This window comes from Streptomyces venetus, from assembly GCF_039540295.1.
Classification (GTDB): Bacteria; Actinomycetota; Actinomycetes; order Streptomycetales; family Streptomycetaceae; genus Streptomyces; species Streptomyces venetus.
Genome location: NZ_BAABET010000005.1, coordinates 62,304 through 76,530 on the forward strand (window position 1 = coordinate 62,304; position 14,227 = coordinate 76,530).

Consider the following 14,227-nt stretch of genomic DNA (forward strand, 5'->3'; position numbering starts at 1 on the left):
GACGCTGTCCCCAGGGGGGCGGACCGTGCGGTCCGCCCCCCTGGCGCGTGCGCTCCGCCCCTGACGCGTGCCGGGGCTCAGCCCGCCCGCTGCTCCTTCACCAGCTTCTTCGCCCGCTCGCGGCGGGACGGGGCCAGCACGTCGACCGCCACGCCGGCGCCCTGCCCGGGTGTGGCCTCGGCCAGCCGCAGCCGGTCGGCGAGCCCCCGGACCGACGCGTCGTCCGGCCCCCGGTCGACGTAGAACAGCGACTCGTCCACCGGACTGTCGTCGCCGCCCCAGCGCACCACGCCCTCGCAGTCGGCGAGGATGTCACGCACCGTCAGCACCTGGAGCGGGAAGAGGCTGCCGCTCGCGCCCGCGCCCGGACGGATCCGCACCGCGGTGCCCGAGGCGAGGTTGGACTCCGGCCGGCCCTTCTCCAGGCCGCCGATCCGCTGCCAGCCCGCCAGGTCGACGTGGTTCAGCTGCTCGACCTCGTAGTGGTAGCGCCGGACCACGTGGAGCAGGATCGCCTCCACATCACCGATCCGGACGTCGACCTCCAGGCCGGTGCCCGGGACGGGGCGCGTCCAGACGGTGGAGACGTGGTTGGCCTCCTCCTCCAGGATCCAGCCGTTGGCCGAGGTGGGAGCCTTCTTCCGGGGGGCGCTCAGGGGAGCGCCGGCGGGGGAGGCCACGGCGGTGGCCGGCGCGAATGACCCGGCGGCCGCCGCGACTGCGATCACCCCGGCCCCCTTGACCAGGATCCGTCTCGGTATGCCGCTCATGCTGCTGCGCGCGTTGTCGGACACGTTTTCAGTTCCTTCCCAAGCTGATGATGATGAGAGTGAGCGTGGGCAGTGCGGTGGCCACCGCGCTCAGCAGCCAGTACCTGCCGGGTGGCAGTTCCGTCCTGCGGCGGAACGGGCGGTTGACCAGCCACCAGATGAGGCCGAACAGGATGAAGACCGGTGTCGCGACCATCACCCAGGGGAGCACACCGTCGTTCTCGGTGGGCTCGCGGTCGGTCCAGCCCAGCGAGGCAAGGGGCCAGTTCGCCGCGAAGTACCACAGCATGAACGCGGGCACCACGGCCGGAATCCCCAGCAGGACGTTGGCGACCAGGGGGAGGCTCAGCCGGAGCCACGGGTGTGCGGTGCTCGTCTTCATCGGGTCTCACTAACCGCGCGACAGCATGTTGTAGTTCTCCAGTTGGTTGTACAGGCCGAGCAGCTCACGGCCGTACTTCGCGGCGTCTTCGCCGGTGCCGTTGTACCGGGCCAGCAAGGCCTGGGTCTGGGCGGGGGAGGTGGTCAGGCTCGGCCGGGGCGCGCCGATCTGGTGGGCGTTGTAGAGCGTCAGATACGCCACCGAGCGGATGTTGTACGTCGGGTCCTCGTTGAGCTGCTTCCACACGGTGGGGATGTCGTCGTTCGTGAGCGGCGAGCCGTTGATGATGCCCTGTTCCCGGCAGTAGTTGCGGGCGTCGATCGTCACCCAGGCGAAGATCTGGCCCCAGCCGGTGCTGCAGTCGTCGTCCAGCCCCTTCTTCACCGCCTCGTCGGCTGCGACGTCCAGGGGATTCAGCTTGCGCAGCTCCCACAGGACCGGCGCCTGGATGAGCGCCTTGCGGAGCTTGAGCTGCCGTGCGAGCGAGGTGAACAGCCAGTCCGCGCTCAGCACCAGATCGACCGCCTTGGTGGTGGAGATGCCGCCGAGCGTGGCCCAGTCGTCGTCGGGCTCCCAGTTCTCGCCACCGGTCTCCGGCACACCGATCGAGACCAGGTACGCCTGAACGTCCTTGAGCAGGGCGTCGCGGTAGGCGGCCTTGTCCAGGTCCGTGTCCAGTCCGCCGAAGTCCGCGCTGGGGTTGAAGCTGCTCTGGCCGAAGTCCCGGCCGGAGACGATGTTGTTGTCGATCTCGATCTGGCCCGCGCCCGAGCCGACCTTGATGGTGGAGATCTGGTCGAACGCCCAGTTGGTGGGCAGCGGGTAGCCGAGGTTGCCGGAGAAGCCGCTGGACATGTCGGAGACGAAGCTCGCCGCCGCGTAGCCGGCGTCGGCGACGCGCTGGCAGACGTTGCGGGGGCCGTAGACACCGACGCCGTAGCCGGAGCTCTCGCCGATGGTGCGCATGATCCCGCGGAAGTGCGGGAGGACGAAGTCGGTGACCTCGCCGTCCATCGCGTCGTAGTCGACGGCGAAGTAGATGATGGTGCCGGGCTTGAAGCCGTGGTACTGGGCCCACTCGATCGCGCGGAACGCGTCGGCGGTGCCCTGCTCGGGGCTGAAGTAGTTGGCCGACCGGCTCCACGTCTGGAAGATCGGGAAGCAGCTCAGCCCGTAGTCCTTGATGGTGGCCAGCTCGCCCGGCTGGATCTGCTTCTCCGGCAGGCTCGTGCTGGAGGGGTTGAAGAGGTAGCGGCCGATGTACTTGTAGCCGGCGTCCTTCAGTGCCTGCGCCCGGGCGGGCGTGATCATGGTGACGCCGTCACAGGCCGTGCCCTTGCGGGACTGGTCGCCGTAGGAGACGAGCAGCGAGGCCCAGGTCTGGAAGTCGCCCTTGCCGGTGACCGGGAGCTTGCTGAAGGACTGGAAGGTCTCCACGCCGGACTGCACCGCGGAGGTGAAGTTGCCGAAGGGGACGTTCCGCTTGTTCAGGATCATGGCCGCGGTGAACAGCTGCGCCCAGACGCCGGTGGTGCCGGTCGACACGGTGTGGCTCTTCAGGCCGGACTGCGTGCCGGGTCCGAACACGCCGTTGGCGACGCCGTCCGCCATGCCCAGCTCGTACTGGATCGCGAACAGCATCGACTTGGCGACGTCACGGGAGTGGTGACCGTCGCAGGGGATGATGTAGAAGTCCTTGCGCAGGATGTAACGGCCGTTCAGCCACTGCTGGATGGTCCGGATGGTGTCCGAGCCGTTGCTGACGGTGACGTAGGCGTCCATGTTGAACAGGCCCTTGACCACCTTGGGCCACAGGGAGCTGCCCGGGTACGTGCCGGAGACGCCCATGTTCTGGTTCAGCTTCACGACCGCGTCCTTGACCCGGTCGTTGTACTTGCCGTCGATCTCACCGCCGTCGTAGCCCTTGCAGTACAGGGCGGACTGGATGATGCGGCAGAAGTTGGCCGAGGGGATGGTCGTCTCGTCCAGCTTGCCGTACTTCTCCCCGATCTTCGCCAGGGTGGTCGGTCCGAAGGAGTCGGACAGGGCGGTGATGCCCATCTCGTACTGAAGCGCCCGGGTCAGGGCATACATCACGGGCCAGCCGGTCTGGCCGTTCTCGTCCAGCTTGGATATGCCCAGCGTGGCGCCGTTGTTGTAGGTCGTGTTGATGAATCTCTGGGCGCGCTGCACCATCTCGTCTGCCATGGGCTTCCTCCTGTCGTCCGAATGGTGAGGCGGGGAGGAAAAGCGCTGTCACCGCGGCGCGGCCACGGGCCCCCAAGGACCACGTGCCCGCGCTGGAACTGCACCCCCCGTCGGGGGGCATGGCGAAGAGACCCCCCTCGTCGCGTACGACCGGCGCCTGAGTCATGGTGCCGATGCGACTGGCGCGATCCTGCGTCGCGCCACGAGGGGGGTCAAGTCCTTTATGTGCGGAGGGTGTTGATCTGGCGGATCGTCAACTTTTATTTGTCATGCACTTGTTATGCGTACGGTATGCAAATCGTGCACAACTGTCGGGCGGGTTCGGTGGTCAGAGCACCCGCTCGCCGCGCCGCCACACTCCGGTGACCAGCGGGACGCCGGGCCGGTAGGCGAGGTGCACATGGCTCGGGGCGTCGAGGAGCGTCAGGTCGGCGTACGCGCCCGGGGTGAGCCGGCCGACGTCGTCGCGCCGGAGGGCGGCGGCCCCGCCCGCCGTGGCCGACCACACCGCCTCGTCGGGTGTCATCCCCATGTCCCGGACGGCGAGCGCGATGCAGAAGGGGACGGAGGAGGTGAAGGACGACCCGGGGTTGCAGTCGGTGGAGAGCGCCACGGTGACGCCCGCGTCCAGGAGGCGGCGGGCGTCCGGCCACTCGGCGCGGGTGGAGAACTCGGCGCCGGGCAGGAGGGTGGCGACCGTTCGGCTGTTCGCCAGGGCGTCCAGGTCCGCGTCGGTCAGGTGGGTGCAGTGGTCGGCGCTGGCCGCGTCGAGTTCGACGGCGAGCTGGACGCCCGGGCCGTACGAGAGCTGGTTGGCGTGGACCCGGGGGTGCAGGCCCGCGGCCTTCCCGGCGGTGAGGATCGCGCGGGCCTGGTCGCCGTCGAAGGCGCCCTGCTCGCAGAAGACGTCGATCCAGCGGGCGTGGGGCGCGCAGGCGTCGAGCATCTCGCCCGTGACGAGGGCGACGTAGGCGGCCGGGTCGCCGGCGTGGTCGGGCGGGACGATGTGGGCGCCGAGGAAGGTGACCTCGTCGGTGTGGGCGGCGGCGATGCGCAGGGCCCGGGCCTCGTCCTCGACCGTCAGGCCGTAGCCGGACTTGGTCTCAAAGGTCGTGGTGCCCTGGAGCAGCGCCTCGCGGAGGTAACGGGTCAGGTTGGCCTCGAGTTCCGCGTCGCTCGCGGCGCGGGTGGCGGCGACGGTCGTGCGGATGCCGCCCGCGCTGTACGGCCGGCCCGACATCCGGGCGTTGAACTCCTGCGTCCGGTCGCCGGCGAAGACGAGGTGGGAGTGGGAGTCGACGAAGCCCGGGAGCACCGCCCGGCCGCCGGCGTCGACCCGATTGTCAGTGGCGGGTGCTTTGCTTTGATCACCGGTCCACGCGATGCGGTCGCCTTCGATGACGACGGCCGCGTCCTGGACCAGTCCGAGGGGGGAACCGTCACCGGAGGAGGGGTCGTTGGTGACCAGGGCGGCGATGTTGGTGATGAGCGTGCTTGCGGTGCTCGCGGAGTGGGCGGGGCTGACGGTCGTCGCGTTGCTCATGGCGTCCTTGGTGGCCTGGTCGGCGGTGGGGGCGGGTTCGGGGGCGGAGGCGGGCCGCGCGGCTGGGCGGCCCGAGGTCATCCGCGCAGGGCTTCGACGGCGTCCGCGAGGGCTCGCGGCACATCCGGGACGAGCAAGTGCGCCCCGTCCCGTACGACGTGCCGACCTGCCACGACCGTGTGCGACACGTCTGCTGCCGACGCGGCGAATACGGCCGTCTCGGCCCCGAGCCGTGGAAGCGGCCCAGCCGTTCTGACCGAGTCGAGCGCGATCGTCGTGAAGTCGGCGAGCGCGCCGGGCTCCAGGGCGCCGGCCTCCGCCCAGCCGAGGGCCGCGTGCCCGTCGGCCGAGGCGGCCCGCAGCAGGGCCGCCGCCGTCCAGTGGCCCCGGGTCCGGGTGCGCAGCCGCTCGTTCAGCTCCATGGCCCGCGCCTCCTCGAACAGGTCGATCACGGCGTGGCTGTCGGAGCCGAGGCTGAGCGGGGAGCCCTCGTTCTGGAGGGCCACGGCCGGCCCGATGCCGTCCGCGAGGTCCCGTTCGGTGGTCGGGCACATGCAGGTGCCGGTGCCGCTGCCCCCGATCAGGGAGACGTCCTCCGCGGTGAGATGCGTGTTGTGCACGCCGGTGGTGCGCGGGCCGAGGACGCCGTGCAGGGCGAGCAGTTGCGTCGGGGTGCACCCGTGGATCTCCAGGCACGCCTCGTTCTCGGCGGTCTGCTCGGACAGGTGCACATGGAGCGGGGCCCGCCGCTCCTCGGCCCAGCGCGCCACGGTCTCCAGCTGGTCGGCGGGCACCGCCCGTACGGAGTGGATCGCCGCCCCGATCCGTGCGTGATCCCGTTCCTTGAGAAGTGAAGAGCGTGCGGCCCAGGCCCCGGCGTCGCCGTCGGAGAAGCGGAGCTGGTGACCGCTGGGCGGCCGGCCGAAGCCGGAGGACAGGTAGGCGGTGTCGAGGAGGGTGATGCGGATCCCGGCTTCCTCGGCCGCGGCGATCAGGGCCTCGCCCATCGCGTTGGGGTCGGCGTAGCGGGAGCCGCCGGGGGCGTGGTGGACGTAGTGGAACTCGCCGACCGCCGTGATGCCGGCCAGGGCCATCTCGGCGTACACCGCGCGGGCGAGGGCCTGGTAGGTGTCCGGGGTGAGGCGGGAGGCCGTGGCGTACATGACCTCGCGCCAGGTCCAGAAGGTCCCGGAGCCGACCTGGACGGTGCCGCGCAGGGCCCGGTGGAAGGCGTGGCTGTGCGCGTTGGCCAGGCCGGGGAGGGTCAGTCCGCGCAGGATCTCGGCGCCGGGGGGCGGGGCGTCGGTGTCCGGGCGGACGGCGGTGATGCGGCCGTCCCGGACGTCGAGGGCCACACCGGGCTCGACGTGTGTGCCGAGCCAGGCGTGCTCCAGCCAGTAGGTCTTCGATGTCACCTGCGGGCCAGCCCTTCCAGTACGTCGGCGAGTGCGAGGACCCCGGCCGCGCAGTCGTCCTCGGCGGCGAACTCGGCCGGGGAGTGCGAGACGCCCGTGGGGTTGCGTACGAACAGCATGGCGGTCGGGATGCGCCCGGAGAGGATTCCGGCGTCGTGTCCGGCACCCGTACCCAGGACGGGCACGGTGATGCCGGTGTCCTTGCCGAGGATGCGGGCGAGTTCGTCGCGCAGGGCGTGGTCGAACTCCACGACGGGGGTGAACGACTCGCGGACGACGTCGAGGGCGATGCCGTGGGCGGCGGCGTACTCCCCGGCCGCCTTCTCGATGCCGGCGACCACGGCGTCCAGCCTGTCCTGGTCCTCGGCACGGGAGTCGAGCCAGCCGCGCACCAGGGAGGGGATGGCGTTGACGCCGTTGGGCTCAACGGCGATCTTGCCGAAGGTGGCGACGGCACCGGCGAGTTCGGCCTCGCGGCGGGCGGCGAGCACGGTTTCGGCGTAGGAGAGCATGGGGTCGTGCCGGTCGGCGAGCCGGGTGGTGCCGGCGTGGTTGGCCTCGCCCCGGAAGTCGAACCGCCACCGGCCGTGCGGCCAGATCGCGCTGGCGATGCCGACCCGGTCGCCGGTCAGGTCCAGCGCCCGGCCCTGTTCGACGTGGAGCTCCACGAAGGCGCCGATGCGGGCGAGCCGCTCCGGGTCGGGGCCGACGGCGTCGGGGTCGTATCCGGCGGCCTCCATGGCGCGGGGCAGGGTGACGCCCTCGCCGTCGGTGAGCCGGTGCGCCTGCTCACGCGTGAGCTGCCCCGCGGTGAGCCGGGAGCCGACACAGGCGAGCCCGAACCGGGCGCCCTCCTCGTCGCCGAAGTTGACGATCGCGAGTGGCTTGGTGAGGTCCGTGCCCCGGGCACGCAGTTCGTCGAGCGCGGCGAAGGACGACACGACACCCAGGGGCCCGTCGAAGGCGCCCCCGTCGGGCACGGAGTCGAGATGCGACCCGGTGACGACGGCGTCCCCGGCGTCGGGATCGCCCAGCCAGGCCCACTGGTTGCCGTTGCGGTCGACCTCGTAGGCCAGTTGGCGGGACTCCGCCTGCTCCTTGAACCAGGCCCGGCAGTCGAGGTCGGCCGCGGTCCAGGCGAAGCGGCGGTAGCCACCGGAGGCGGAGCTGCGGCCGATCGGCAGCAGCTCCGCCCACATGCTGTGGAAGGTCACGCGCCGTCACCTTCGCGCATCGGGACCCGGACACTGCGCTCGCCGGCGACCGACTCCGCGATGTCGTAGCCCGCGTCCACGTGCCGGATGACGCCCATGCCGGGGTCGTTGGTGAGCACCCGGCGGATCTTCTCCCCGCCGAGCTTCGTACCGTCGGCCACCGTCACCTGCCCCGCGTGGATGGACCGGCCCATTCCCACGCCGCCACCGTGGTGGATCGACACCCAGGAGGCGCCCGACGCCACGTTCACCATGGCGTTCAGCAGCGGCCAGTCGGCGATCGCGTCGGATCCGTCGAGCATGGCCTCGGTCTCGCGGTAGGGCGAGGCCACGGAACCGCAGTCGAGGTGGTCACGCCCGATGGCCAGCGGCGCGGCCAGCTCACCGCTCGCCACCATGTCGTTGAACCGCTCACCGGCCTTGTCCCGCTCGCCGTAGCCGAGCCAGCAGATGCGGGCGGGCAGTCCCTGGAAGTGCACGCGCTCGCCCGCCATCTTGATCCAGCGGGCGAGGGACTCGTTCTCCGGGAACAGTTCGAGGATCGCCTTGTCGGTCTTGGCGATGTCGGCCGGGTCGCCCGAGAGGGCCGCCCAGCGGAAGGGGCCCTTGCCTTCGCAGAACAGCGGGCGGATGTAGGCGGGGACGAAGCCGGGGAAGGCGAAGGCCCGGTCGTATCCGGCGAGTTGTGCCTCGCCGCGGATGGAGTTGCCGTAGTCGAAGACCTCCGCGCCGGCGTCCATGAAACCGACCATGGCCTCGACGTGCCGGGCCATGGACTCGCGGGCCCGGGTGGTGAAGCCGGCCGGGTCCTTGGCGGCGGCGTCGGCCATGTCCTCGAAGGCGGTGCCGAGGGGCAGGTAGGCCAGCGGGTCGTGGGCGGAGGTCTGGTCGGTGACGATGTCGATCGGGGCGCCCATGGCGAGCAGTTGCGGCAGCAGCTCGGCGGCGTTGCCGAGGAGGCCGATCGACAGCGGGCGGCGGGCGTCCCGGGCCTCCACGGCCAGCCGCAGGGCGTGGTCGAGGGAGTCGGCCTTCACGTCCAGGTACCGGTGCTCGATGCGCCGCTCGATGGCCCGTGGATCGCAGTCGACGCAGATCGCCACACCGTCGTTCATCGTCACGGCGAGGGGCTGGGCGCCGCCCATGCCGCCGAGTCCGGCGGTCAGCGTGATGGTGCCCGCCAGCGAGCCGCCGAACTTCTTCGCGGCGACGGCGGCGAAGGTCTCGTAGGTGCCCTGGAGGATGCCCTGGGTGCCGATGTAGATCCAGGAGCCGGCGGTCATCTGCCCGTACATGGTCAGGCCGAGGGCCTCCAGGCGGCGGAACTCCTCCCAGTTCGCCCAGTCGCCGACCAGGTTGGAGTTGGCGAGGAGGACGCGCGGGGCCCACTCGTGGGTCTGCATGACGCCGACGGGGCGGCCGGACTGGACGAGCATCGTCTCGTCCTGCTTGAGGGTCCTCAGCGTGCGGACCATGGCGTCGAAGGAGCGCCAGTCGCGGGCCGCCTTGCCGGTGCCGCCGTAGACGACGAGCTTGTCGGGGTGCTCGGCGACCTCGGGGTCGAGGTTGTTCTGCAGCATCCGCAGGGCGGCTTCCTGCTGCCATCCCAGGGCGCTCAATTCCGTGCCGCGCGGTGCTCGGACGGGGCGGGGTCCTGACATGGTCTGCCTCCTGGTGGGTGCTCCCGGCGGAATGTTGCTTTGGTTATTCACATCCTGGCCTCCTGAATAGAGCTAGTCAATACGTGCGAGGGTCGGCGCGGCGGCGCCGTGGATGTTTGGCTGGACGCATGGGCGCACACCACGAGGGATTCGAGGCGGACGACGACGGCGCCGGGCGAGCGGCCCGGCGGGACGAGGCGGTGCGAGCCGCGGTGGAACAGGGCCTGCTCGGGCCCGAGAGCCCCATCGTCGGGCTGCTGGACGTCACCGGTATCCGGGAGTCGGCGGCCGAGCTGCGCGCGGCGTTCGACGCGGTGGTGGCGCCGGGCACGCCCGTGCTGCACGCCTTCGCGGTGAAGGCGACCCCGCTGGTGCCGGTGCTGCGGCTGCTGCGCGAGGAGGGCGTCGGCGCGGAGGTGGCGAGCCCGGGCGAGCTGGCGCTGGCCCGGGCCGCGGGGGTGGAGCCGGCCATGACCGTGCTCGACTCCCCCGCGAAGACCCCGGCCGAGCTGCGCGAGGCACTGGCCCTGGGCATCGCCGTCAACGCGGACAACCCGCAGGAGCTGGAGCGCATCGACGGCCTGATGGCCTCCGCCGCCAGTCGCTCGCCGCTCGGCATTCGCGTGAACCCTCAGGTCGGCGGGGGTTCCATCGAGGCGACGTCCACCGCCACGGCCACGTCGAAGTTCGGGGTGGCGCTGCGTGACGAGGGGGCGCGGGATTGGGTCGTACAGGCGTGCCTGGACCGGCCGTGGCTGACCCGGCTGCACGCGCACACCGGGTCCCAGGGCATTCCGCTGTCGCTGATGGCCCGGGGCGTGGCGGAGACGTACGGGCTGGCGGAGGAGATCAACCGGCGGGCCGGGCGACGGCAGATCGACACGCTCGACATCGGCGGCGGGCTGCCCGTGAACTTCGCGTCGGACGCGACGACACCGACGTACGCGCAGTACGCGCGCGTGCTGGCCGGGGAGGTGCCGGGGCTGTTCGACGGACGGTACGGCCTCGTCACGGAGTTCGGGCGGTCACTGCTCGCCAAGCACGGGACGGTGGTGGCGCGGGTGGAGTACGCGAAGTCCTCCGGCGGGCGGGCGGTGGCGGTGACCCATGCCGGGGTGCAGGTGGCCGCGCGGACGGTGTACGCGCCCGGGAGCTGGCCGTTGAGGATCGCGGCGTACGACTCGAAGGGGCGGGTGAAGGACGGGCCGGTCGTCGTGCAGGACGTCGCGGGGCCGGCCTGCTTCTCGGGGGATCTGCTGGCCGAGGGGCGGTCCATGCCGGTGCTGGAGCAGGGGGACTACGCGGCGGCACTGGACACCGGGGCGTACTACTTCGCGCATCACTATGCGTACAACTCGCTGGCACGGCCGGGGGTGTACGGGTTCTGGCCGGACGGGCGCTTCGCGGTGGTGCGGGAGGCGCAGACGGTGGGGGAGGTCGTCGCGGAGTCCGGTGGGGCGCAGGTAGGTGCGCTCACGGAATCGCCGTAGGAGGTCACGCGGTGGGCAGGGTGCGGATGCGTCGTGGCTGGTCGCGCCGTTCCCCGCGCCCCTGGACCCGCGCCGCGCGTGATGTCAGTCGACGAACAGGCCGCGCGCCGCCGCCTTCGCGTCGAACTCCTCCAGGCGGGACTGGGCCTGGGGCAGGTCGTCGCACATCGCCTCCAGCAGGACCCGGCCGAGCAGCATCGGCGCGCAGGCCGTGTCGAAGGCGAGGCCGGTGCCGACGGCGGCGGGCAGCAGCAGGTCGGACACCTTGGCGACCGGCGCGAAGGCGGAGTCGGCGACGGTGACGACGGTCAGCCCGGCCTGCCGGGCGTAGTGGAGGGTGTCGACGACCTCGCGGGGATGCCGGGGCAGTGCGAAACAGAGCAGTGCGCTCGCACCGGCCCGGACGGCGGCGTCGATGCGGTCCTGGAGCATCGTGCCGCCCTCGCCCAGGAGCCGTACGTCGGAGTGGACCTTGGCGGCGAAGTAGGCGAAGCCGCTCGCCTGGGCCGCCGCCGCCCGCAGTCCGAGGACGGGCAGCGGGCGGGAGGCCGCCAGCAGGCGCCCGGCCCGCCGCACCGGCCCGGGGTCGGCCAGGGCCTGAGCCAGGTGCCGCAGATTCTCGATCTCCGCCTCGACGGCCTGCTGGTACTCGTTGGCGGACCCGGCGTCGGCCGTGGGCTCCGCGGGGGTGACCTCGCGCAGATGGCGGCGCAGGGCGGGGTAGCCGTCGAAGCCGAGGGCGACGGCGAAACGGGTCACGGACGGCTGGCTGACCCCGGCCAGCTCCGCGAGCTCCACGCTCGACAGGAACGGCACGTCGGCGGCGCGCCGCACCATGCTGTGCGCGATGCGCCGCTGGGTCGGCGTCAGCCGGTGGCCCTCGAAGAGTGCCTGGAGCCGCGCGGCAGGGCTGTCGGTCACGCTCATGACGTGCTCCCCCTCGCCTATTCAGTAGCTGAGGATTCTGCATGAGCATATGCAGACCGGCAAGCGGGACCGAAGGGCCGCCCCCGCCCCGAGAGGGGGGCTAACCCCAGTGCGGCCGACGGCACCGCTTTCTACCGTGGGAGACATGACCGGAATCGACGCGCGGGACACCGACCTGAAGAAGGAACTCGACGCCACCCTGCAGACCCGCAGGGAGCTGGGCGAGGAGTACGAGTCCGCGCTGGTGGACTCGTTCCTGGAGAAGGTCGACCAGCGGATCGACGGCGCGGTGGAGCGCCGGGTGCGCCGGCAGCTCGCCGAACAGCAGATGCAGACGGCCCGGGACTCCCGGTCGCCGAAGGCCACCGACTCCTGGGGCGAGCGGTACGGTTTCGGGATCGTCTCGCTGGTCCTCGCGGTGCCGCTGTCCGCGATCGGCGGGGGTGTGGCCCATCTGCCGGGTCTGCTCGTCGCCTGGGCGGGCATCGTCGGCGTCAACGTCGTCCAGGCCGCCCGCACCAACCCGGGCCTGTTCGGCCGCCGCCGCAAGTCCTCCCGGGACGGCGACTGGGAGGACTGAGAGCGGGAGGGCCGAGACCGGGAGAGGTAACCGGTAGAGCTGAGACCAAAAGGGCTGATATCAGGAGGACTGAGACCGGAGGGACCGGACTCTCCTGCCTCAGGCCTGCCGGGTCGGCAGCGCGACGATCTGCCGCAGGTTGACCCGGCGCGGCCGGCTGGTCGCGTAGGCCACCAGGTCGGCGAGCTCCTCGGCGGACAGCGCGCCCACCTCGTCCCGCATGCCCTCCACCTGCCGGGACAGTTCCGCGTCGGCGATGTGGGTGAGCAGCTCGCTCTCCACGAACCCGGGCTCGACGTTGGTGACCCGGACGTCCCGCGGCCCGAACTCGCCCCGCAGGGACTCCGACAGATAGGTGACGGCCGCCTTGGTCGCGCCGTACACGGCGTAGTTCGGGAAGCTGAGGTGCGCGGCGATGGACGAGATGTTCACGAGGTCGGCCGTACGGCCGTCCGCGGCGGCGCTCACCAGGTCCTCGGTGAAGGCCCCGATGACCCGCAGCACTCCGGCGACGTTGGTGTCGAGCATCCGCTGCCACTCGTCGGTGCGCCGGGCGTCGACGGGGTGGGGCAGCATGACCCCGGCCGCGTTGACGACCAGGTCGACGGGCCCGTACTCCGCGTGGATCCGGTCGGCGGCGTCCGCGACGGACGCCTCGTGCGTGACGTCCGCGACGACGGCCAGGGCCTGCCCGCCGTCGGCGCGGATCTTTCCGGCGACGGCCTCGAGCCGTTCCTCGCGCCGGGCCAGCAGCGCCACGCGGGCGCCCTGGGCGGCCAGCAGCACGGCGACCGCCTCGCCGATCCCGCTGGCGGCTCCGGTGACGACGGCGGTGCGGCCGGCCAGGTTGTCGTACGACATGGGAGATCCCCTCTGGTGGGGGCCGGGGCGTCTCCCCGGCCTCGTCCACCACCCTCGGCGCCATCGGCCGCCGTACCCAGGGCGACGGTTTTCCTGGGTCTGGCAGTACCAGGCTCGCCGGCCCCGGGCCGCCTAGGCTCGGCGGCATGGACGGAGAAATCGGAGACTTCCTGCGCTCGCGCCGGGCCCGTATCCAGCCGGCGGAGGTGGGGTTGCCTTCCTACGGCCGCCGCCGTGTCCCGGGCCTGCGCCGCGAGGAGGTGGCGCAGCTGGCCGGGGTGAGCGTCGACTACTACGTCCGGCTGGAACAGGGCAGGGGCCCGAGCGTGTCCGACGCCGTGCTGGACGCGGTGGCGCGGGTGCTGCGGCTGGACGGGGCGGAGCACGACTACCTGCGGGCGGTGGCCCGGCCGCGCCGGCGGGACGCCGACCGGCGGGCCGCGTCCGGGGTGCGCCCGGGGATCCAGCTGATCCTGGACGGCATGGAGCGCAATCCCGCGTACGTCCTGGACCACCGCATGGACGTCCTCGGCTGGAACGCCCTCGCCGACGCGTTGCTCGACTTCGAGGGCACCGGCTCCGGCGAGCGCAACATCGCGCGCCGCGTCTTCCTCGACCCCGCCTCCCGCGACGTGTATCCGCACTGGGCCGAGATCGCCGGCCAGACGGTCGCCCATCTGCGCCTCCAGGCGGGCCACCACCCCGGGGACGCCGCCACGGCCGAACTCGTCGCCGAACTGTCGCGGGCGAGCGGGGACTTCCGCCGTCTGTGGGCCGACCACGCGGTCGACCCCTGCGACCACGGGGTGAAACACCTCCGCCACCCGGTCGCGGGCCTGCTGACCCTCCCGTACGAGACCCTCACGATCCCGGGGGCACCGGACCAGATGATCGTCGCCTACGCGCCGGAAGCGGGATCGGAGACGGCGGAGCGGCTCGCGCTGCTGGGGAGCTGGGCCACGAGCCACACGGGCTGACACCCGGCAGGCCGGGGAAAGCTTGCGCGGGGACCGCCGCACCCCCGTGCGACGGGGGTCGGGACGACGGCGGTCCCCGCGAAGGACGCGGGCCTGGTCAAGGCCGGGCTTACGCGTCCGTGGCGTCGGTGGAGGTCCGGGAGCCGCTCCGGAGGTCCGTGACGCCTACGGCGCCGGCCGGGGCGGGGAGCCGCTCCCG

At 72.0% G+C, this 14,227-nt stretch carries 12 protein-coding genes; 3 read left to right on the top strand and 9 right to left on the bottom strand.

Going from position 1 to position 14,227, the window contains the following annotated elements; translation table 11 throughout:
• Positions 1-77: 77 nt before the first annotated feature.
• The 7 genes from ABEA82_RS17375 to hutU all read right to left on the bottom strand — a co-directional run bounded on the left by ABEA82_RS17375 (position 78) and on the right by hutU (position 9,193).
• On the bottom strand, positions 78-770 hold the full coding sequence (locus ABEA82_RS17375) for a hypothetical protein (protein ID WP_425588538.1): 693 nt from the start codon (positions 768-770) through the stop codon (positions 78-80).
• A gap of 28 nt (positions 771-798) precedes the next feature.
• Positions 799-1,152, bottom strand: coding sequence for a hypothetical protein (locus tag ABEA82_RS17380; RefSeq protein WP_345662427.1), 354 nt, complete (start codon positions 1,150-1,152; stop codon positions 799-801).
• A 9-nt stretch (positions 1,153-1,161) separates the two neighbouring features.
• Positions 1,162-3,360, bottom strand: coding sequence for a glycoside hydrolase domain-containing protein (locus ABEA82_RS17385; RefSeq protein WP_345662428.1), 2,199 nt, complete (start codon positions 3,358-3,360; stop codon positions 1,162-1,164).
• A 328-nt stretch (positions 3,361-3,688) separates the two neighbouring features.
• Complete coding sequence (gene hutI, locus ABEA82_RS17390) at positions 3,689-4,984, bottom strand: imidazolonepropionase (protein ID WP_345662429.1); 1,296 nt, start codon at positions 4,982-4,984, stop codon at positions 3,689-3,691.
• Complete coding sequence (locus ABEA82_RS17395; RefSeq protein ID WP_345662430.1) at positions 4,981-6,318, bottom strand: formimidoylglutamate deiminase; 1,338 nt, start codon at positions 6,316-6,318, stop codon at positions 4,981-4,983. Before ABEA82_RS17395 ends, hutI begins: the two co-directional genes overlap by 4 nt.
• A complete protein-coding gene (locus tag ABEA82_RS17400; protein ID WP_345662431.1) occupies positions 6,315-7,532 on the bottom strand; it encodes an allantoate amidohydrolase in 1,218 nt (405 codons plus the stop codon). Before ABEA82_RS17400 ends, ABEA82_RS17395 begins: the two co-directional genes overlap by 4 nt.
• Entirely contained in the window at positions 7,529-9,193 is a 1,665-nt protein-coding gene (gene hutU / locus ABEA82_RS17405; protein WP_345662432.1) for a urocanate hydratase, read from the bottom strand. Before hutU ends, ABEA82_RS17400 begins: the two co-directional genes overlap by 4 nt.
• A gap of 128 nt (positions 9,194-9,321) precedes the next feature.
• Between hutU and ABEA82_RS17410 the strand changes: the two genes are divergently transcribed.
• Positions 9,322-10,683 (top strand): type III PLP-dependent enzyme domain-containing protein, encoded by a 1,362-nt coding sequence (locus tag ABEA82_RS17410; RefSeq protein ID WP_345662433.1) that lies wholly within the window; start codon positions 9,322-9,324, stop codon positions 10,681-10,683.
• 84 nt (positions 10,684-10,767) lie between these two features.
• On the opposite strand, the gene ABEA82_RS17415 is transcribed toward ABEA82_RS17410, so the two are convergent.
• On the bottom strand, positions 10,768-11,610 hold the full coding sequence (locus tag ABEA82_RS17415; protein WP_345662434.1) for a MurR/RpiR family transcriptional regulator: 843 nt from the start codon (positions 11,608-11,610) through the stop codon (positions 10,768-10,770).
• A 145-nt stretch (positions 11,611-11,755) separates the two neighbouring features.
• Between ABEA82_RS17415 and ABEA82_RS17420 the strand changes: the two genes are divergently transcribed.
• Positions 11,756-12,190, top strand: coding sequence for a hypothetical protein (locus ABEA82_RS17420; protein WP_345662435.1), 435 nt, complete (start codon positions 11,756-11,758; stop codon positions 12,188-12,190).
• Between the two features lie 99 nt (positions 12,191-12,289).
• Here the strand turns inward: ABEA82_RS17420 and ABEA82_RS17425 are convergent, their stop codons facing one another.
• Positions 12,290-13,051 (bottom strand): SDR family oxidoreductase, encoded by a 762-nt coding sequence (locus ABEA82_RS17425; RefSeq protein ID WP_345662436.1) that lies wholly within the window; start codon positions 13,049-13,051, stop codon positions 12,290-12,292.
• Between the two features lie 146 nt (positions 13,052-13,197).
• Here ABEA82_RS17425 and ABEA82_RS17430 point away from each other — a divergent pair, with 146 nt between their 5' ends.
• A complete protein-coding gene (locus tag ABEA82_RS17430) occupies positions 13,198-14,028 on the top strand; it encodes a helix-turn-helix transcriptional regulator (RefSeq protein WP_345662437.1) in 831 nt (276 codons plus the stop codon).
• Positions 14,029-14,227: the final 199 nt, after the last annotated feature.

What these genes read in the sequence shown, in the direction of transcription:
- ABEA82_RS17375 (WP_425588538.1), bottom strand. Translation starts at nt 770, where the DNA reads ATGAGCGGCATACCGAGACGGATCCTGGTCAAGGGGGCCGGGGTGATC.
- ABEA82_RS17380 (WP_345662427.1), bottom strand. Translation starts at nt 1,152, where the DNA reads ATGAAGACGAGCACCGCACACCCGTGGCTCCGGCTGAGCCTCCCCCTG.
- ABEA82_RS17385 (WP_345662428.1), bottom strand. Translation starts at nt 3,360, where the DNA reads ATGGCAGACGAGATGGTGCAGCGCGCCCAGAGATTCATCAACACGACC.
- hutI (WP_345662429.1), bottom strand. Translation starts at nt 4,984, where the DNA reads ATGACCTCGGGCCGCCCAGCCGCGCGGCCCGCCTCCGCCCCCGAACCC.
- hutU (WP_345662432.1), bottom strand. Translation starts at nt 9,193, where the DNA reads ATGTCAGGACCCCGCCCCGTCCGAGCACCGCGCGGCACGGAATTGAGC.
- ABEA82_RS17410 (WP_345662433.1), top strand. Translation starts at nt 9,322, where the DNA reads ATGGGCGCACACCACGAGGGATTCGAGGCGGACGACGACGGCGCCGGG.
- ABEA82_RS17415 (WP_345662434.1), bottom strand. Translation starts at nt 11,610, where the DNA reads ATGAGCGTGACCGACAGCCCTGCCGCGCGGCTCCAGGCACTCTTCGAG.
- ABEA82_RS17420 (WP_345662435.1), top strand. Translation starts at nt 11,756, where the DNA reads ATGACCGGAATCGACGCGCGGGACACCGACCTGAAGAAGGAACTCGAC.
- ABEA82_RS17425 (WP_345662436.1), bottom strand. Translation starts at nt 13,051, where the DNA reads ATGTCGTACGACAACCTGGCCGGCCGCACCGCCGTCGTCACCGGAGCC.
- ABEA82_RS17430 (WP_345662437.1), top strand. Translation starts at nt 13,198, where the DNA reads ATGGACGGAGAAATCGGAGACTTCCTGCGCTCGCGCCGGGCCCGTATC.